Source organism: Proteus alimentorum, assembly GCF_002607735.1.
GTDB lineage: Bacteria > Pseudomonadota > Gammaproteobacteria > Enterobacterales > Enterobacteriaceae > Proteus > Proteus alimentorum.
This window is the reverse complement of sequence record NZ_NBVR01000018.1, coordinates 89,528-108,508: the sequence shown is the minus strand read 5'-3', so window position 1 is coordinate 108,508 and position 18,981 is coordinate 89,528. Positions and strand designations below refer to the sequence as shown.

The 18,981-nt window shown below is 40.7% G+C and carries 20 protein-coding genes; 13 read left to right on the top strand and 7 right to left on the bottom strand.

What is annotated here, in order from left to right; genetic code table 11:
• Nucleotides 1–3: 3 nt before the first annotated feature.
• The gene (gene mlaF / locus B6258_RS03460; protein WP_072063774.1) at nt 4–816 is read right to left on the bottom strand and encodes a phospholipid ABC transporter ATP-binding protein MlaF; all 813 of its coding nucleotides are present in this window, start codon (nt 814–816) and stop codon (nt 4–6) included.
• A gap of 239 nt (nt 817–1,055) precedes the next feature.
• Here mlaF and B6258_RS03455 point away from each other — a divergent pair, with 239 nt between their 5' ends.
• The 12 genes from B6258_RS03455 to rnk all read left to right on the top strand — a co-directional run bounded on the left by B6258_RS03455 (nt 1,056) and on the right by rnk (nt 9,713).
• Nucleotides 1,056–2,036 (top strand): calcium/sodium antiporter, encoded by a 981-nt coding sequence (locus tag B6258_RS03455; RefSeq protein WP_099074094.1) that lies wholly within the window; start codon nt 1,056–1,058, stop codon nt 2,034–2,036.
• A gap of 18 nt (nt 2,037–2,054) precedes the next feature.
• Nucleotides 2,055–3,029 carry an arabinose-5-phosphate isomerase KdsD gene (gene kdsD, locus B6258_RS03450; RefSeq protein ID WP_099074093.1) on the top strand — a complete coding sequence of 325 codons (975 nt, stop codon included), beginning with the start codon at nt 2,055–2,057 and terminating at the stop codon, nt 3,027–3,029.
• Between the two features lie 27 nt (nt 3,030–3,056).
• Nucleotides 3,057–3,614: a 3-deoxy-manno-octulosonate-8-phosphatase KdsC gene (kdsC, locus tag B6258_RS03445; protein ID WP_099074092.1), complete on the top strand. Its 558-nt coding sequence runs from the start codon at nt 3,057–3,059 to the stop codon at nt 3,612–3,614.
• A gap of 16 nt (nt 3,615–3,630) precedes the next feature.
• Complete coding sequence (gene lptC / locus B6258_RS03440; protein WP_075671457.1) at nt 3,631–4,209, top strand: LPS export ABC transporter periplasmic protein LptC; 579 nt, start codon at nt 3,631–3,633, stop codon at nt 4,207–4,209.
• Entirely contained in the window at nt 4,190–4,723 is a 534-nt protein-coding gene (gene lptA / locus B6258_RS03435; protein WP_099074091.1) for a lipopolysaccharide ABC transporter substrate-binding protein LptA, read from the top strand. Before lptC ends, lptA begins: the two co-directional genes overlap by 20 nt.
• A 6-nt stretch (nt 4,724–4,729) precedes the next feature.
• Complete coding sequence (gene lptB, locus B6258_RS03430) at nt 4,730–5,455, top strand: LPS export ABC transporter ATP-binding protein (RefSeq protein WP_006535352.1); 726 nt, start codon at nt 4,730–4,732, stop codon at nt 5,453–5,455.
• A 59-nt stretch (nt 5,456–5,514) separates the two neighbouring features.
• A complete protein-coding gene (gene rpoN, locus B6258_RS03425; protein WP_099074090.1) occupies nt 5,515–6,996 on the top strand; it encodes an RNA polymerase factor sigma-54 in 1,482 nt (493 codons plus the stop codon).
• 23 nt (nt 6,997–7,019) lie between these two features.
• Nucleotides 7,020–7,307, top strand: a complete 288-nt coding sequence (hpf, locus tag B6258_RS03420) for a ribosome hibernation promoting factor (RefSeq protein WP_036913954.1) — start codon at nt 7,020–7,022, stop codon at nt 7,305–7,307.
• A gap of 149 nt (nt 7,308–7,456) precedes the next feature.
• Entirely contained in the window at nt 7,457–7,924 is a 468-nt protein-coding gene (gene ptsN, locus B6258_RS03415) for a PTS IIA-like nitrogen regulatory protein PtsN (protein WP_023582879.1), read from the top strand.
• Nucleotides 7,925–8,003: 79 nt separating this feature from the next.
• A complete protein-coding gene (gene rapZ, locus B6258_RS03410) occupies nt 8,004–8,858 on the top strand; it encodes an RNase adapter RapZ (protein WP_023582880.1) in 855 nt (284 codons plus the stop codon).
• Nucleotides 8,855–9,127, top strand: a complete 273-nt coding sequence (gene npr, locus B6258_RS03405) for a PTS phosphocarrier protein NPr (RefSeq protein WP_006535359.1) — start codon at nt 8,855–8,857, stop codon at nt 9,125–9,127. The genes rapZ and npr overlap by 4 nt, the downstream gene beginning before the upstream one ends.
• Nucleotides 9,128–9,302: 175 nt before the next feature.
• Nucleotides 9,303–9,713, top strand: a complete 411-nt coding sequence (gene rnk, locus B6258_RS03400) for a nucleoside diphosphate kinase regulator (RefSeq protein ID WP_099074089.1) — start codon at nt 9,303–9,305, stop codon at nt 9,711–9,713.
• A 117-nt stretch (nt 9,714–9,830) separates the two neighbouring features.
• On the opposite strand, the gene pmbA is transcribed toward rnk, so the two are convergent.
• Nucleotides 9,831–11,159 carry a metalloprotease PmbA gene (gene pmbA / locus B6258_RS03395; RefSeq protein ID WP_099074088.1) on the bottom strand — a complete coding sequence of 443 codons (1,329 nt, stop codon included), beginning with the start codon at nt 11,157–11,159 and terminating at the stop codon, nt 9,831–9,833.
• A 187-nt stretch (nt 11,160–11,346) separates the two neighbouring features.
• On the opposite strand from pmbA, the gene yjgA reads away from it, so the two are divergent.
• The gene (gene yjgA, locus B6258_RS03390) at nt 11,347–11,907 is read left to right on the top strand and encodes a ribosome biogenesis factor YjgA (protein ID WP_099074338.1); all 561 of its coding nucleotides are present in this window, start codon (nt 11,347–11,349) and stop codon (nt 11,905–11,907) included.
• 73 nt (nt 11,908–11,980) lie between these two features.
• Here the strand turns inward: yjgA and B6258_RS03385 are convergent, their stop codons facing one another.
• The 5 genes from B6258_RS03385 to yhdP all read right to left on the bottom strand — a co-directional run bounded on the left by B6258_RS03385 (nt 11,981) and on the right by yhdP (nt 18,947).
• On the bottom strand, nt 11,981–12,262 hold the full coding sequence (locus tag B6258_RS03385) for a barstar family protein (protein WP_099074087.1): 282 nt from the start codon (nt 12,260–12,262) through the stop codon (nt 11,981–11,983).
• Entirely contained in the window at nt 12,262–12,762 is a 501-nt protein-coding gene (locus tag B6258_RS03380) for a ribonuclease (protein WP_099074086.1), read from the bottom strand. The genes B6258_RS03385 and B6258_RS03380 overlap by 1 nt, the downstream gene beginning before the upstream one ends.
• Before the next feature lie 85 nt (nt 12,763–12,847).
• Complete coding sequence (gene tldD / locus B6258_RS03375) at nt 12,848–14,293, bottom strand: metalloprotease TldD (RefSeq protein WP_099074085.1); 1,446 nt, start codon at nt 14,291–14,293, stop codon at nt 12,848–12,850.
• The gene (nit1, locus tag B6258_RS03370) at nt 14,290–15,150 is read right to left on the bottom strand and encodes a deaminated glutathione amidase (RefSeq protein ID WP_099074084.1); all 861 of its coding nucleotides are present in this window, start codon (nt 15,148–15,150) and stop codon (nt 14,290–14,292) included. Before nit1 ends, tldD begins: the two co-directional genes overlap by 4 nt.
• Nucleotides 15,147–18,947, bottom strand: a complete 3,801-nt coding sequence (gene yhdP, locus B6258_RS03365) for an AsmA2 domain-containing protein YhdP (protein ID WP_099074083.1) — start codon at nt 18,945–18,947, stop codon at nt 15,147–15,149. The genes nit1 and yhdP overlap by 4 nt, the downstream gene beginning before the upstream one ends.
• Nucleotides 18,948–18,981 lie beyond the last annotated feature (34 nt).

The window sequence follows — 18,981 nt, the reverse complement described above, 5'->3', positions numbered from 1 at the left end:
GTACTAATTTCCTCGTCCTAATAGGTCGTCCTGATAATCTCCCGCAGGAAAACGGAAAGGTACAGGGCCATCAGCAATACCATCTAAAAACTGTCTTACTTGCCTATTTGGATTATCCTGTAATTCTTGTGCACTGCCTTGAGCAATGACTTTCTGCTCCGCAACAATATAGGCATAATCTGCGATACTTAACACTTCAGGTACATCATGGGAAACCACAACACAAGTCACACCGAGCGCATGATTTAACTCATCAATTAACTTAACAAGCACCCCCATTGTAATAGGATCTTGTCCAACAAAAGGCTCATCAAACATAATCAGTTCAGGATCAAGCGCAATAGCTCTTGCTAATGCGGCCCTTCTTGCCATACCTCCTGATAATTCAGAAGGCATTAAACTTGCTGCACCACGTAAACCCACGGCTTCAAGTTTCATCATCACCGTTGTACGGATCAATGCTTCAGGTAAATTTGTATGTTCTCTTAGTGGAAATGCCACATTTTCAAACACATTCATGTCTGTGAACAGTGCACCTGATTGAAAAAGCATACTCATTTTCTTTCTTGCCTGATACAACGCAGAACGTGATAGCGCAGGAATATTGTCACCATCGAACCAAATTTCACCACTATCAGGAAGGATTTGTCCTCCCATTAGGCGTAACAAGGTTGTTTTACCAATCCCTGAAGGGCCCATAATCGCAGTCACTTTTCCTCTCGGTACAACAAGATTGATCTCAGAGAAGATCTTTCTGCTACCGCGAGTGAAGTTCATATTGCGCACTTCAATTAGATTGTCAGATTGTGCGTTCATGAATAAAACATCCTCAAGCCTGTCTGCATCAACGAATTTTTACGCTATTTTGGCAGGTCATTCGCTATGTTACAAAGAAATCACCACTATTTAGCAAAATAGTGCACGGTTAATTTTACTTTTCGTGCTTGGCTAGTCAAAATATGGTTAATTAGCAAAACCTTTTGACAATATGTTTTTTTATCAGCCCTGTCTTATTGGTTTTTTCTTTATTCGCTCATTGTTGGAAAACTGATGGCATGTTGATTACTTTGTCTCTTTTAATTTTTGGATTGATGTTACTCGTTTATGCATCAGACCGATTAGTCTATGGTGCGAGCGTTTTTGCGCAATCGTTAAAAATCCCGCCAGCCGTTATCGGGATCTTAATCGTAGGTACTGGTACTTCACTGCCTGAGCTTTTTGTTTCAACTGATGCCGCTGTTCATAATTTACCTGATATCGCTATCGGAACAGCTATTGGCTCTACACTCACCAACCTTCTCCTCATCGCGGGTATTGGCGCGATGATTTACCCCATGAACATTCAGTCCGCAGTGCTAAAAAAAGAGCTTCCTTTGATGATTATAGTCATCATATTAGTCGGCATTATTGTTTCTAATGGAAATTTAGGGCTTAGAGAAGGCACCCTGCTCTTTTTTATTGGTTTTGCTTCCATTTTTCTAATGATAAAAACGATGCATAAAACACTATCACAAGAGCGTCATGTGTTACCTTTAGAAACCTTAACGCGTTTTGAATTACAGACAAATCCTCGTAATTCCGTTGCGCTCTTTTGGATTGTGGTTGCTTTAATTATTATTCCCGTTGCGACTCAAATGATATTAGATAATGTCTTTATTTTAATGCAGCGGTATCATCTCAGTGGTTTTTTTGTTGGTTTAACTTTGCTATCTATTGGCACAAGTCTACCAGAATTAGCGACAACCATTGTGGCAGCATTAAGACGTGAAAATGAATTAGCCTTAGGAAATATTATCGGTGCTAATATTTTTAATCTCACTTTTGTGCTAGGAATGCCTGCATTACTCTCACCAAGTGCATTTAACCTCGATACATTTTATTTTAGTTTTGCTGTACTTGGTGTGGCTAGTTTACTGTTTTCCATTTTTTCATTAGGGCGAAAACAGCGCCTTAATCGAGGAAAAGGGATATTCTTATTAGTTTGCTTTATTGTTTATATTACGGTGTTGTGCGTCGCACATTCTCTCTTAACCTAAAATAAATGGTACAAAAAAATGACCGAGTTTGATTTTCAGCAAGCGGGTAAAAAAGTCCTTCATATTGAGCGTGATGGGTTAGCTGAACTAGAACAATACATCAATGATGACTTCACTCTTGCCTGTGAAAAAATTTTCCACTGCCAAGGTCGAGTCATTGTCATGGGTATGGGTAAATCTGGCCATATTGGACATAAAATTGCCGCAACATTCGCCAGCACAGGAACACCATCTTTCTTTGTTCATCCCGGTGAAGCCAGCCATGGCGACTTAGGTATGGTGACAGAAAAAGATATTGTTTTGGCGATTTCAAACTCAGGTGAAGCCAGCGAGATCCTCGCACTTATTCCGGTACTTAAACGTAAACAGATAACACTGATTTGTATGACACGCACTCCTCAAAGTACAATGGGGAAAGCGTCTGATATTCATCTTTGTATCAAAGTGCCTAAAGAAGCCTGTCCTTTAGGGCTTGCACCAACAACCAGTACAACAGCAACTTTAGTGATGGGAGATGCATTAGCCATCGCACTTTTGCGTGCCCGTGGATTTACTGCTGAAGATTTCGCGCTATCTCATCCGGGAGGGGCATTAGGCCGTAAATTACTCCTTCATGTCAGTGATTTAATGAACAAAGATGAAGACATTCCACGTGTCACTAAAGATGCCACTCTACGTGAAGCACTTGTTGAGATAACCCGTAAAAAATTAGGTATGACCGTCATTTGCGATGATAGTATGCTGATCAACGGTATCTTTACAGACGGTGACTTACGAAGAATATTTGATTTAGGGATAGATCTGAACAATGCCAAAATCTCAGATGTCATGACAAGAGGCGGTATTCGTATTCGCCCAGATTGTTTGGCAGTTGAAGCCCTGAATTTAATGCAAGCAAAACATATCACCTCGCTATTAGTAACAGAACAAGATAGTGATATCCTGTTAGGTGTTTTACATATGCATGATTTATTACAGGCTGGTGTTGTATAAGATAGTCATAACGTTCGAAGGATAAAAATGAATACAATGATAGAAACTTGTTATGGTGCAGTAAGTGAGCAAATCATCAAAAAAGCAGAAAAAATCCAATTGCTGATTTGTGATGTTGATGGTGTGATGTCAGACGGACTCATTTACATGGGCAATAATGGCGAAGAATTAAAAGCCTTTAATGTCCGCGATGGGTATGGCATCCGTTGCTTGCTTACATCTGGCATCGAGGTTGCTATCATTACAGGTCGTCAGTCTAAACTGTTAGAAGATCGCGCTAAAACCCTTAGCATTACATATCTTTACCAAGGTCAGCATAATAAGCTTTTGGCGTATCAACAACTGTTAGATACACTAAACCTTAAACCTGAACAAACAGCCTATATTGGTGACGACCTGATTGATTTACCTGTAATGGAAAAAGTGGGACTTTCTGTCGCCGTGGCTGATGCTCATCCATTACTTACACCTCGTGCTAATTATGTAACTCGCATTGCGGGTGGGCGTGGTGCAGTACGAGAATTATGTGATTTAATCCTTTTAGCGCAAGGTCGGCTTGAAGAAGCTAAAGGTCTTTCGATTTAACGTATAACGATACAGAATGAATAAATTAAAATCCTGGTTTACCTTAATTCTTGCCATTATCGCCCTTGGGCTGATTGGCTGGAACTACACTAATAACACTGAGTTCGGTGATGGTGAGATTGTTGATGATGGTCAGCCGACCTATCAATCCAAATCATCGATATCTTTTGTTTACGAGCCAACGGGTATACTCGGATATAAACTTGTTGCTGATGATGTCAAAAATTATGCTCAGCAAAAGTTTACATGGTTTACTAACCCTGTCTTAACCACCTATTCACCGACAGGGGATGCAACATGGACAGTACGCGCAAATAAAGCCAAGCTAACAAACAGTAAAATGCTCTATCTTTATGGCGATGTTCAAATTGATAGCTTAACGGATGACTCTCAACTACAGAGAATAAGCACAGACAACGCTATCGCAAATTTGGATACACAGGATGTTTCCTCTGATGATGAAGTGACTATTATCGGCGTCGGACTGAAATCAGTCGGCTTAAAAATGCGAGGCAATCTGCGCGAGAAACGTGCAGAGCTGATTGAAAAGGTAAACACCTATTATGAGATCCCTAATGAATCAAAAAATCCGTAATACACTGATTATTGGTACACTTTTAGCGATAAGTGTGCCTGCGATGGCGCTTAAAGATGACACGCAACAACCTATTGTTGTGAACTCAGAGAAACAGTCGCTTGATCTAGAAAAAAACGTCACAACCTTTACGCAAAATGTTGTGATCAAACAAGGTTCTATCGATATTCGTGCTGATAAAGTTGTTGTCACACGCCCAGGTGGTGACTCCAAAAGGATTGTAATAGAAGCATTTGGTAATCCAGTCACTTTTTATCAGTTACAAGATGATGGCAAACCTATCAAAGGTCGTGGCGAAAAAATGACCTATGAAATGGATAAAGAGTTAATGACTTTAACGGGTAAAGCCTATCTTGAACAATTAGACAGTAATATCACTGGTGATAAGATCACTTATCTCGTCCCAACTCAGCAAATGGAAGCTTTTAGCGGTAAAGGTAAGCAAGTGACGACTGTTTTACTGCCTTCCCAGTTGCAAGAGAAAGGTTCTGGTGTTAACAACAAAGGTAAGTAACACTTTATGGCGCTGTTAAAAGCTGAAAATTTAGCAAAAGCATACAAAGGGCGCACCGTTGTCGGTGATGTAAGCCTGAACGTTAATTCAGGTGAGATTGTCGGCTTACTTGGGCCAAATGGTGCAGGTAAAACAACCACTTTCTATATGGTTGTTGGCATTGTCGCTCGTGATGCAGGTAGTATTACAATTGATGATGAAGACATTACGCTGTTACCGTTACATGAACGAGCACGTAAAGGCATTGGCTATCTTCCGCAAGAGGCCTCTATTTTTAGACGCTTAAGCGTTTATGACAACATTATGGGGATCTTAGAAATCCGCCATGATTTAACGCCTGAAGAGCGAAAAGATCGCGCAGAAGAACTGTTAGAAGAGTTTAATGTCAGCCACTTACGTAACAGCTTAGGACAATCATTATCAGGGGGTGAACGCCGCCGTGTTGAAATCGCACGAGCATTGGCAGCAAACCCTAAATTCATTTTATTAGATGAACCTTTTGCGGGTGTTGACCCTATTTCGGTATTAGATATTAAAAAAATTATCCAGCATCTACGTGATTATGGATTAGGTGTACTGATTACTGACCATAACGTTCGTGAAACATTAGATGTGTGCGAACGTGCTTATATCGTCAGCCAAGGTCACCTTATCGCTCATGGTTCACCAGAAGAAATTCTTGAAAATGAGCAAGTTAAACGTGTTTACTTAGGTGAAGGCTTCCGCCTGTAATCTTTGATTCACTTTTACTCTGTCATGGATGACAACAGCAAAGGACTCATCGCATTATTATGAAACAAAGTCTGCAACTTCGTCTTAGTCAGCAACTGGCAATGACGCCACAGCTACAACAGGCTATTCGTTTGTTGCAACTTTCGACGCTTGAATTACAACAAGAAATTCAGCAAGCGCTTGAGTCTAATCCACTTCTAGAACAAGACGACGATCAACAAGATCCCGTTTCAGATGATACTTCTCATACAGAAGATCAGTCAGACTCTACAACAGAAACAACAACTGAAAACGAAGTTGAAGAGTTCGACACGTTAGATGCTTTAGAACAAAAAGAGATGCCGGATGATCTCCCGTTAGATACTCAATGGGAAGAACTCTACACCGCAGGCACACCTTCTGGCACCAGTAATGACTATACTGATGATGAACTTCCACTGTATCAAGGTGAAACAACAGCCTCATTGCAAGATTATCTAACATGGCAGGCTGATCTCACGCCATTTTCAGAAACAGACAGAGCAATTGCGATAAGTATTATCGATGCTATTGATGAAACAGGATATTTAACTGTCACAACAGATGACATCCTTGCTGGAATGGGCGATGATGAATTAGAGCTTGATGAAGTCGAAGCCGTATTAAAACGTATTCAACGCTTTGATCCTATTGGTGTTGCTGCTCGTGATTTGAAAGAGTGTCTTTTGATTCAGCTATCTGCTTTTTCAATAGAAACACCCTATCTTAAAGAAACGCAGTTAGTCATTAGCCAATATTTAGAGTTGCTAGGTAACCGTGATTTTCGTCAATTGATGCGTCAAACGAAGTTACGAGAAGAGACACTTAAATCTGTTATTGAGATGATCCAGTCTCTTGATCCTAAGCCTGGATTAAGTATTGATACAGGCGAGTCAGAGTATGTTATTCCAGATATACTGGTAAAAAAATCAGGTGAACGCTGGCAAGTTGAGTTAAATACAGATAGCATTCCTCGCCTACGAATAAATGAGACTTATGCCGCCTTGGGTCAATCGGCTCAAAATGAAAGCGATGGAAAATTTATTCGTGACAATTTACAAGAAGCCAAATGGCTGATAAAAAGTTTAGAAAGCCGTAATGAGACATTATTAAAAGTCGCTCATTGCATTGTTGACACACAGCAGGCATTTTTCGAATTGGGTGAAGAGCATATGAAACCTCTTGTATTAGCAGATATTGCTGAACAGGTTGAAATGCACGAATCCACCATTTCTCGAGTGACAACGCAAAAATTTTTGCATTGCCCAAGAGGAATTTTCGAATTGAAGTATTTTTTCTCTAGCCATGTGAATACTGATAGCGGAGGCGAAGCCTCTTCAACAGCAATCAGGGCTTTAGTGAAGAAACTAATCGCAGCAGAAAATCCAGCGAAACCACTTAGTGATAGTAAACTGGCTGATATGCTTGCAGAACTTGGAATACAAGTTGCTCGACGCACTGTTGCGAAGTATAGAGAGTCATTATCCATCCCGCCTTCAAATCAACGCAAAGAGTTGGTTTGAGCATAATTGAGAAGGAAGACACTATGGAACTTCAAATCACTGGTCATAATATTGAATTAACCGATGCTCTGCGTGATACCGTCAAAGCAAAAAGCGCGAAATTACCTCAGTTCTTTGACAAAATTAATAACGTTCAGGTTATCCTGAAAGTCGAGAAAGTTAATAAAATCGCGGAAGCGACCATTCAAGTTAATGGCGGTGAATTGCATGCCTCTGCAGAAGCAGAAGATATGTACGCAGCAATTGATGGATTAATGGATAAACTGGCTCGTCAATTAACCAAACACAAAGATAAACTGAGACAACATTAATTCATTTCCCATTGTAAAATGGGGATACAATCGGCGAAGTTACTGCGTTGTTTATGACTCGGTTTAAGCCAATGCCTAATCAATATCAGTAACGAAAAACCAGATGTCACTTTGTGGCATCTGGTTTGCTGGTCTAAGTGAATAAGACAATGAACAACGATACAAAGATGAATATTAGCGACGTACTTTCTCTGGCATGTACACATAATGATGTACATTGCACGAGTAAAAAGCGCGCGTTAGAAATTATCAGTGAAAATGCAGCAAAAGCACTTAACTTACCCGAAACACTGATATTTGAAGCCTTATTGACGCGTGAAAAAGTCGGTACAACAGGGATTGGGGGTGGTTTAGCGATCCCTCATGGACGTATTGAAAGTGATGAAACAGAAAAAGTAGTTGGTGTGTTTCTTCACCTAAGCGAACCTATTGCCTTCGACGCTATTGATAATCAACCTGTCGACTTGTTGTTCGCATTACTCGTTCCTGCAACACAATGTAAGGAACATTTACACACACTGTCTTTGATTGCAAAACAGTTGGCAGACAAAAATTTATGTCGCCGACTACGCTCCGCACAAAGTGATGAAGAGCTTTATCAGATTATCACAGAATAACCCCTACGGGTTTAGTAGGACGCGAATAGCATACAGTGGAATGATATTCATCACTGGGAAATTATAGGGGAGCTACCTCATGGTGCTGATGATAGTCAGCGGACGCTCTGGTTCAGGTAAGTCAGTCGCTTTGCGTGCGCTTGAAGACATGGGATTTTATTGTGTTGATAACTTACCTGTTGATCTTTTACCTGAGCTCGCAAAAACACTGGCTGAACGTGATGCTTCTGCTGCCGCAGTCAGTATTGATGTCCGAAATATGCCAGAGTCGCCGGAGATCTTCGAAAAAGCGCTGGAAAGTTTACCCGCTGAATATTCTCCACAACTCTTATTTTTAGACGCAGATAGAAATACCTTAATTCGTCGTTATAGTGATACTCGACGCCTTCACCCGCTTTCAACCAAGAATCTTTCGTTAGAAATGGCCATTGATACCGAAAGTGATCTGCTTGAGCCATTGCGATCACGCGCTGATCTCATCATTGACACCTCTGAAATGTCAGTTCATGAGCTAGCAGAAATGCTACGTACTCGCTTATTAGGTAAGCGTGAGCGTGAGTTAACGATGGTTTTTGAATCCTTTGGTTTTAAGCATGGTATTCCTATTGATGCAGACTATGTTTTTGATGTGCGATTCTTACCCAATCCACATTGGGATCCTAAACTGCGTCCAATGACAGGTCTTGATCGCCCTGTCGCGGCATTTTTAGATAGACACACTGAAGTTCATAACTTTATTTATCAAACTAGAAGCTATCTTGAACTTTGGTTGCCGATGTTAGAAACCAATAACCGTAGTTATTTGACGGTTGCGATTGGTTGTACAGGAGGTAAACACCGCTCTGTTTATGTTGCTGAGCAACTTGCAGATTATTTCCGCTCTAGAGGGAAAAACGTACAATCACGCCACAGAACACTAGAAAAACGCAAATGACCCAATATCGACAAGTTGCGATTAAAAATCGGCTTGGTATGCATGCAAGACCTGCAATGAAATTGTTTGATTTAGTAAAAACATTTCAATCAACCGTCATTTTACGCAACAACGAAGGGGTTGAAGCACAAGCGGATAGTGTGATTGCTATGCTGATGTTAGATTCAGAGCAAGGCAGTCAAATTGATATAGAAGTCACTGGTAGTGATGAAAATGAAGCTATTGATGCTATTATCGCATTATTTGAATCGGGGTTTGATGAAGAATAATCGTAATAAAAAACAATAGATTAGCATTTCTTAACTAAATAACCCGAAAGAGACTGTGATCACTGTCTCTTTCTTTTTTATACAGAACCGCCTATTATCTCTTATATGAGTTTAACAACACCCCCACCTCACCCGTGGGGGTGTTGTTTTGCATTGGAATAAATTGGAGTGTGGTATGACAAAGCCAACAATTATCATCAACGAACTTGATGCAGAACGTTTAGATTCATTACTTGAACAACCGGTATTTGCAGATAGCCCGATTGCTGAAGCATTGAATGAAGAATTAGATCGTGCTGACATTGTTACACCAGCTGATATCCCTGCTAATATTGTCACAATGAACAGCAAAGTCCGTTTTATGGACTTAAAAAATAATGAAGAGCGTACTCGTACTTTAGTGTATCCCGCTTCATTAAAAGACAGTACCACTGAACTTTCAGTCATGGCACCAATGGGGGCTGCACTACTGGGTTTAGCCATTGATGATGAGATCAGTTGGAAGCTGCCAAATGGCCTTGAGACTAAGGTTAAAGTATTAGAAATTCTGTACCAACCTGAAGCTGCGGGTGAATTACACCGTTAAGCATAGCTGAAGGTTCGCGTCTTACTTTTATCTTATCAAATTGAAAAGCATACGGATAAACGCGATATCTCAGCCCATTGCGGGCTGAGATTAAAGGTTGTGATAAGTGTCTAAAATTTACTCACCTGCAATACTCATTTCTGGTAATAACAACGATCCACACTGAACATTACTGCGCATCTCAATATCATCACCCATAGTAGCAATATTCGCCCACATCTCTTTTAAGTTACCCGCAATAGTCACTTCACTAACAGGATATTGAATTTCACCGTTTTCAACCCAAAAACCGCTCGCACCACGAGAGTAATCACCCGTTACTGTACTGACGCCTTGTCCCATCAATTCAGTAACAACAAGGCCTGTTCCCATCTCTTTTAACAGCGCATCAAACGATAAACCTTGTCCTGGGATATACCAGTTATGAATACCACCAGCATGGCCGTTGCTTTTTAAACCGAGTTTTCTTGCTGAATATGTGGTTAATAACCACTCTTGTAATACGCCATCTTTAATGATGTCAGCATTGGTTGTCCGTACACCTTCGCTATCAAACGGTGTTGATGCCAAGCCTCTCATTAAGTGAGGACGCTCTTGAATATTTAGCCACTGAGGAAAAATTTGCTTACCTAAGCTATCGAGTAAACAAGAAGATTCACGATAAATCATGCTACCACTGATTGCCGCAACCAAATGACCGAAAATACCTGTCGCCACATCGGCTGCAAAAATAACGGGGGCTTTCATGGTGGGTAGTTTACGAGGTGCAAGGCGAGATAAAGTACGGCGAGCGCACTCTTGACCTACCCATTCGGGTGATTCTAGATCATCAAAACGACGACTAATGGTGTAAGCATAGTCGCGCTCCATATCTTCACCATCACGTGCAATAACACAACTCGACATAGAATAGCGTGAAGATGAATAGCTTTTTAATAAGCCCAGACTATTACCAAATACACGGGTTCCACTGTGGCTATTAAAGCTACCCCCTTCAGTATTAATAATACGGCTATCGCTATCTAAAGCGGCTTTTTCTGCTCTTGATGCTAATTCAATCGCTTTATCTGCCGTGACTTCGGTAGGATGGTAAAGATCAAGGAAAGGCGCATCAAACGCTAATAGCTCTTGATCCGCAGGCCCTGCATAGGGGTCAACTGAAGTGTAGCGTGCAATATCCACAGCGGCTTGTACAGCACGCTTAATCGCATCAGGACTTAAATCTGTTGAAGATGCACTACCTTTACGTTGTTGTTGATAAACGGTAATACCTAAAGCACCATCACTATTAAATTCAACATTTTCAACTTCACCGTAACGCGTACTTACACTAATACCCGTCGATTTATTAATAGCGACTTCAGCACCATCACATTGTTTTGCTGCCAGCTCTAATGCAAGTGAGACGGCGTCTTCAAGCTGTTTTACCTGATCTGAATTATTCATTGAGAACCATTTTTCCTAAGGAGAACACCACTTTTTACTTATTTTTAGCAAAGTAAATCAATTGACAGGTGGTCAACAAGCGATTTTCCCAGTTACAATAGAAGATATATGAATGTTATCACCCGTCGGGCTTTTGGTCATTCACCAAATCACACTCCCGGCTTACTCTGCAACAGGAATTTTTATTATGGCAAAGCAGCCTGAAGAGTGGCATTACCTCAATCCTGAATTTGACGATACATCGTCAGAAGAGGAAGAAGAGGACGAAATCATCTGGGTCAGCAAAAGTGAAATTAAACGTGATGCTGAAGCACTCAAAAAACTGGGTACTGAATTAGTTGAATTAAGTGCACAAGAATTAGAGCGAGTGCCATTAGATGAGAAATTATTAGCCTCTATTCAATTAGCACAAAAAGTACAGCGTGAAGCACGCCGTCGCCAAATTCAATACATTGGAAAACTACTGCGCAATGTAGACGAAGAGCCGATCCGCCAAGCGCTTGATAAACTAAAAAACCGCCACAACCAACAGATCTTAGTGTTACATAAACTTGAAGATCTGCGAATTCGCCTTGTCGAAGGTGGCAATGAAGTGATTGAAGAAGTCGTTGCGCTGTATCCAATGGCTGATCGCCAACAATTACGCACACTTATCCGTAATGCGAAAAAAGAAAAAGAAGCGAATAAGCCGCCAAAATCATTCCGCTTACTCTTTCAATATTTAAAAGATTTATCAGAATCAGCATAAAACCTGATCATCCTGAAAACGCAGTGTAAATTCAGCCTCACTGCGATTTTCAGGGCATATTTTCTACTCTGAATTATTTTTGTGTTTTATGCTCACAACGAAAATGTAATACGTCTTTACCAAGCTCATGTTGTGCTTCTTGCATCAATTCCACCAAAGGTTGAAAATCATGGGAATGATGAGGTAAATGCTTGAAAACAATACTGACCGGCAATTCTATTCCCCCCACTAACGCATCCCATAGTGCATCTAGGTTATCGCCAAATTTATCATCTAACTGGAATTGCAAGGCAAATTCGTGATAAAAGGCTTCTCTATCTGCCAGTGTCTTAAAATTGAAGATAACCTGTTTCATTAAGGTGCGACCTTTGTCATTGTACGATAATGATCAGTGGTAACATAAATCAGCCCATCATTAGAATAAAGCAATCTGTCACTGCCACGATGGCCACACTGATAATTCACATCCGCTTCATACCATTGGCGTCCGGCTTCTTCTGGCAACTGTTTTTCACGGTTCATAAAGCGATCGCCACCGATGGCTCTTCCCGGTAAAACTTCACATAAGTTGCCTTCTTTCGCATTCCAGCCTTGCTCTCTTGCCTGTTTTTTAGTGAGATAAAAACTCGGTAACTGTTGATGTCGTTGTAAATAATTCGCCACTGCATTGGCTTGTGTTTTCTCATCAATAGAGAGTGGGATTTGCGCTGGTTGATTGCTGTTATTGCTCGATGATATCGGAATAGAAGCCGAGGATGAAGACGTTGGCGCTTTGGTTTCAGGCAATAAACCTTTGTAAAGAACCCCAAATAAAACAGCAATAACAATAATAACTGGTAATAAACGTTTACCCATAAATAGCACCCTTACTGTCGCTAGGATAAAAAACTCCATCAAAAGATGGAGTTTAGTTGATACGTATAAATAACGATAACAAAAATTAAGCAGTACCGCCTACGGTGATCTTATCAAGCTTCAACGTTGGCTGCCCCACGCCAACAGGTAGGCTTTGTCCTTCTTTACCACAAACGCCAACCCCTTTATCTAAAGCGAGATCATTACCGACCATAGAAACCTGTTGCATGGCTTCAATACCTGAACCAATCAGAGTTGCCCCTTTAATTGGTTTGGTTATTTTTCCATTCTCGATTAAATAAGCTTCAGAGGTTGAGAAAACAAATTTGCCTGATGTGATATCAACCTGACCGCCACCAAAGTTTGGTGCATAAATACCGCGATCAACGCTGGCAATAATCTCTTCTGGTGAAGATTTACCTGCTAACATATAGGTGTTTGTCATGCGAGGCATAGGAAGATGCGCATAAGACTCACGACGACCATTCCCTGTTGGTGCAACCCCCATTAAACGTGCATTCATCTTATCTTGCATATAGCCTTTTAAGATGCCATTTTCAATTAAGACATTGTATTGACCCGGAACACCTTCGTCATCAATAGCAACGGAGCCTCGGCGACCTTCGAGAGTACCGTCATCAACAATTGTGCAAAGCTCAGAAGTGACTTTCTCACCAATACGGCCTGAAAATACAGACGTTTCACGGCGGTTAAAATCACCTTCTAAACCATGCCCTACTGCTTCATGTAATAACACGCCCGGCCACCCCGCGCCCAATACCACAGGCATTGTTCCAGCAGGTGCTGCAATCGCTGATAAATTCACTAATGCCATACGTACCGCTTCACGAGCATAAGTGATTGCATGGCTTTCACCATCCACTTTAGTTAAGAAATAGTCATAACCAAATCGGCCACCGCCACCACTTGCGCCACGCTCACGTTTGCCATCTTCTTCCACCAGCACACTCACTGAAAGGCGAACTAAAGGGCGCACATCGGCAGCTAACGTGCCATCTGTTGCTGCAACAAGCACATGCTCATAAACCCCCGTTAATGACGCATTAACTTGTTTAACGCGTTTATCTTCAGCTCGAGCGGCTTTATCTACCTCATGCAATAGCGCAATTTTCTCTTCACGAGAAAGGCTTTGCAGAGGATCGTTTAAGCTGTATAGCGGAGAATGTTGAATAGCACCTAAAGTATGGATACGACCATTACCTTTAGCCTGAACAATACTTCGTGCAGCATGAGCACTTTGGTTAAGTGCATTAAGCGTTAGTTGGTCGGCATAAGCAAAACCGGTTTTTTCACCGTAAATTGCTCTAACGCCAACACCTTGATCAATATTGTAAGAGCCATCTTTAATAATCTGATCGTCGAGGATCCAAGCCTCGTGATAACTTGACTGAAAATAAAGATCACCATAATCAATTTGACGCTGTGCAAGCTGCTCTAGTGTTGATGCTAAATCATCTAAACTAAGTTTGTTTGCTTCCAACAGACTTTCGCTGACAACAGCTAAACTCATAATTCTTCTTTATCCTTAACTTTTTTGATTAAGTGGGTCAGTTTCGGGCGAAAGCGATTATGTTTTACAACCCGTATCTGCTCACGCATACCGTGTAGACTTTCGACGCCAACATTCAGCGTTAACGCACTGACAGCATCAGGATTCTTTTTCAAGACTTTCCCCCAGCCATCAATCGCCATAGTATGACCCCAAGTCCGACGCGTATCATGTGTGCCCACTTGTGCCGGCGCTAAGATAATACACTGATTCTCAATGGCACGAGCACGTAATAAAGGCTCCCAGTGCGCTTTTCCGGTTAAACGGGTAAAAGCCGCTGGTACAGAGATTATCTCTGCCCCTTTTTCTCTTAATGCTTGGAAAATACCAGGGAAGCGCAAGTCATAACAGATCGTTAAACCTAATTTCCCAACTGGAGTATCAACGACTGTTAGACGCTCACCGCGTTGATAAATAGAAGATTCGTTATATTCGCCTTGCTCATCATCAATACTGACATCAAACATATGAATTTTGTCATAACGAGCACGAATAACCCCTTCATCATCAAACACTAAACTACTGCTGGTAATTTGGTCTGGGGAGTCTCGACTAATCAATGGCATAGAACCGACTAAGATCCACACGTTGTAACGCTGAGCCATTTTAGCGATAGCATTTTGTAAAGGCCCATCACCCTGAATTTCAGCGTGTTTATGGTAATCTTTTGAGTTTGAAAAAAGTAACGCATTTTCTGGTGTTAATACAAGCTTCACTGAATCGGGTAATTGCTTAATCTGTTGCTCAATTTGCGCCAGATTATTTTTTGTGTTTTTACCGCTACAAAGTTGCAAAAGTGAGACATTAACTTTTTTCATAACGCCTGATTCTCCTTAAGCTGACGCAGTACTTCGTCAATTTTGGGTTGTTCCATAGTTCCGGTCACATGATAACGGATAACTGAAATCTTACTCCAAAGTGGCCCCAGAACTTTTGATGCCGCAAACACTGCGGCGCCTGCAATTGGGTTTATCGCGAATGCAGTCGCAACACCAACTGTTGCTGAAATCTCTGGCGTTACCACGACTTGTAGATCCATTTTACGTTCAAGTAAATCAACTTTCCCACTTATTGCAATATCAGCAATAACACCATCAACTCGGACACTATCAGCATTCATAATACCTTGATTGATCGTAATTTCACTCTTAATCGAGTCATACTCAAAATGCTCGCTGAAAGTATCTCTAAAATCAAACTGTAATTTACGTAAAAGTGCATCAAAACTCACAAGGCGAAGTAATTTACCCGCCTGTCCGACATCCACTTTTTCTATCCGCCCTTTACCTAATACAGATTTAATATCACCGTTTAACGTTGCAAGATCAAAATTCCACGGCGTATCACGCCATTGTAATGAAAAATCGGCAGAAAGTGGGGACTGGATAATAGGAATAATAAAACCGAAGTAAGCGGCCATTTCATCTACTTCTTCCGCTTTCAATTTACCGATTAACTTTGTCGTATTATTGCCTGCATTATCTTCAGACCAGACACCCGTAACAGACAATTCACCGCTACTATTTTCTAATTTACCGTCTGTTAAAAACAAAGCACCCTGATTTTGCTTTAATGATCCTTGAATTTTGCCAAGTAATAACCCATTGACCCAACATTCTTGGCACTCAAAATCAATCGAAGGAATATTTTTTACTGAAAATTTCAATACATTAGGATCAGAAATATTGGACATTTTTAGTGGTTTATCTTCTTGAACAGAAGAGGCGCCATTAAAATAGAGATAATTAATATTCACTTGCCAAGGTGTCAATGCCTCAGGAATAAACACATCACCTCGTAATTTACTCCCTGAAAAGGCAAATTTTACCCCTTCATTAACGCGCATAATTTCAGTTTGAGGGTTACGCCATTTTTGTCCTGCAAAATTTAAATCAGGCAAACTAATATGCACCTTATCAGGAAAAGAAACTGCATTCTCAGACGGCGTTAAAGACGAAAAAGCCATTAATGTCGGCAACCATTTATCACCCTCTAATCCTTTAAGCGCGATAGTTAAGCGTTGTTGTGAACTCAATTCGGGTAGCTTAATAGACGAAGAAACAACATTGCCTTGTAATAAACGTAGTTGTTTTCCTAATGTCCACAGGCTATTTAGTTTCCACTGTTTCTCAGCACTGGCATTCACGGTTAAGGTTTCACTGTTACCTTTTGCAGAAATAACAATAGGCGGTGATTGTTTTAAATCCTGTGTTTCAGGCGCTGTTAACTTGCTACTTAATGCATTGATATTTCCGGTTAAATCGACTTGATAATCAACATCACCTTTTTCAGGGATCTTAACATTAACGTTGCCATTCCATGGAAATACACCACTCAATTTCGGTTGAATATCGCTAGGTAAACCTTGGATTTTTTGAATATCCCACTGGCCTTTTAAGCCGACATCGACCTGATAATGATCCGTATCATTGTGACTTGTAAATGAGAAAGCAAGAGGCTGCCCAAACCAATGAGCCGTTAATGTATCACTCTCAAGTTTGTCATTGTGATAACGAAATTGTCCGCTAACCCCCTTTAAGGTGGTATCCATAAAATTCAATGTGACATCATTGTTTTTTAAATTAATATCACCTGAAGCAACCACCTCTTCACCGCCAAAAGGAATATCTAATTTCAATGTACCGTTAATTTTTCCTGCGACTTTAAGCTCTTCAAGTGTATGACCAATACTCGCCATTTGAGAATCTAAGAAATACTCTTTCAGCTCGTCACCTGTGGCTTGAATATCCGCATTAATTAAGATTTTTTCTTGTCGATAGCGCTCAATGACTGCACTTAAATTCGTGGCGGTTGCTTTACCCACTTTTGCTTGTGCAGAAGACATCCATAGCCCATCATTTTTAAAGTCTAGATCAATATCGAGATCAAATAACGCAGGCCATTCACTATCAAATTTAAAGGTTGCGTGTTTAACAGGGGCATAAACTTGGAACCACCCTTTGTGGTTATCAAAAGGAAAATCAGCGGGATCACCATGAAAAATAAAGGTTCCATTATCGATATTACCCGCAATAATTGCATCCGAGAGATATTGTGTTAACGCTTTACCCACATACTCTTCTGGCAGATAACGCCATGTATCTCCTGCATTTGTGACTCTCACACCTGAGAGAATAGAAAGCTGCTGATCCTCACCTTGTTTTTCATAACGAAAATCACCCGCTACCCATGCCGATGTAGCTTGAATATCGATTCCTTCACTCCAAAGAGATAAATTATCTCCAGAATGAGTCCAATAAACTGCGCCTTTCCCTTTTTCAATATTCAGCGGTGCTTTAAACAATTTTCCAGTATCTACTTCACTGTTTGATAGGGTGAAATTAAGTTCACCACCTTGCATACTGCCTTTTAATTGCCCACTGAAATGTTGCACTGAAGGGATCTCTTGCCAACGCTTCCAACCCACATTTTCCCAAGAGAGATTAATTGCGCTTTGCTCAAAGTGTTCGGGGGTAAGATCTAATGCAAAATCATTAACCACACCAGAAAATTGGCGATACTGCCATTGGCGAACAAAATCGGGGGTTAAAAAAGAGAATAATGGCAATACAGCATATAGCCTATCTAACTCAATATTTTTGGCACGAATACGCCATGCTTCATCATGCTGTTTTTCTTTTGGTTGATAAAGAACGGCTAAATAACCATCAGGCCACTCTTCACCATCCATGGTAATTTTTCGAGTATAAGGAACATCCGCAAGCCAACCATTCTCTTGCCTTCTCATACGTAATATTAAATCTTCAACATGTAATACGTGCGAGGTTCCATCATTACTCCAGTCCATTTCACCTTGATGAATTTGCAACTGACTCCCAGTGATCCGCCCTTGAGTAATTTCAATCCAGTTAGACAAACTGGCTTTGGCTTCACCGATACCACTATTATTTTTTACCCACTGACTAAGCCAAGGTGAGATATCAATGTCATCTGCGGTAAGAAATACCTTACCGTTATCGATCAAACCGTTCTCTGTTGTATAGAGATCAAGACGTACTTTTAAACCACCATAATGATTAATTGGCGTATCAAGAGTAACTTCGCCTTGAGCACGATGACGATTTTTTTGATTTAACCACATCAATTCAGGCACATGTAATGTGCTGGTGTCTCCTGAAGGTGTTAAAAAAACAAAACGGCTTTCAATCAGTTTAAAGCGATCAAACTGTTCAAGGAAAATTGAAGAGATATCATCAGGTTTCGTTAATGTTATATCCCCACTTTGCCCAGTAAAAATAGGGCTATGGTAATTAACATATAACTGTTCAAAGGTTAACTCACGAAAATGAAGGCGAAAAGCGAATAATGAACGCCAAACGTCAAAAGAAAAAGTGACTTTTTCTGCCGTAACGTTCACATCTTTATTGGTGATCTTCAGCCCTTCTACTTGAATATCAGGGCCAAAATTCTGCCACTCCCCTATGATCTTTGTCATTGAGACAGGGCTATTAAGTTGCTTCGTAAGATACGATGCTATTTCAGGGCGATAACTATCTAAGCGAGGCAGAAAGTAGCGAAATCCGCTTAATACCAAGGCAAAAACGATGAGGCAAAAAACTGTTATCACTAACAGGTATTTAGGCAGCCGCTTCATTTTTGTCTCCTTTCTGCCATCATATTCATGAGGA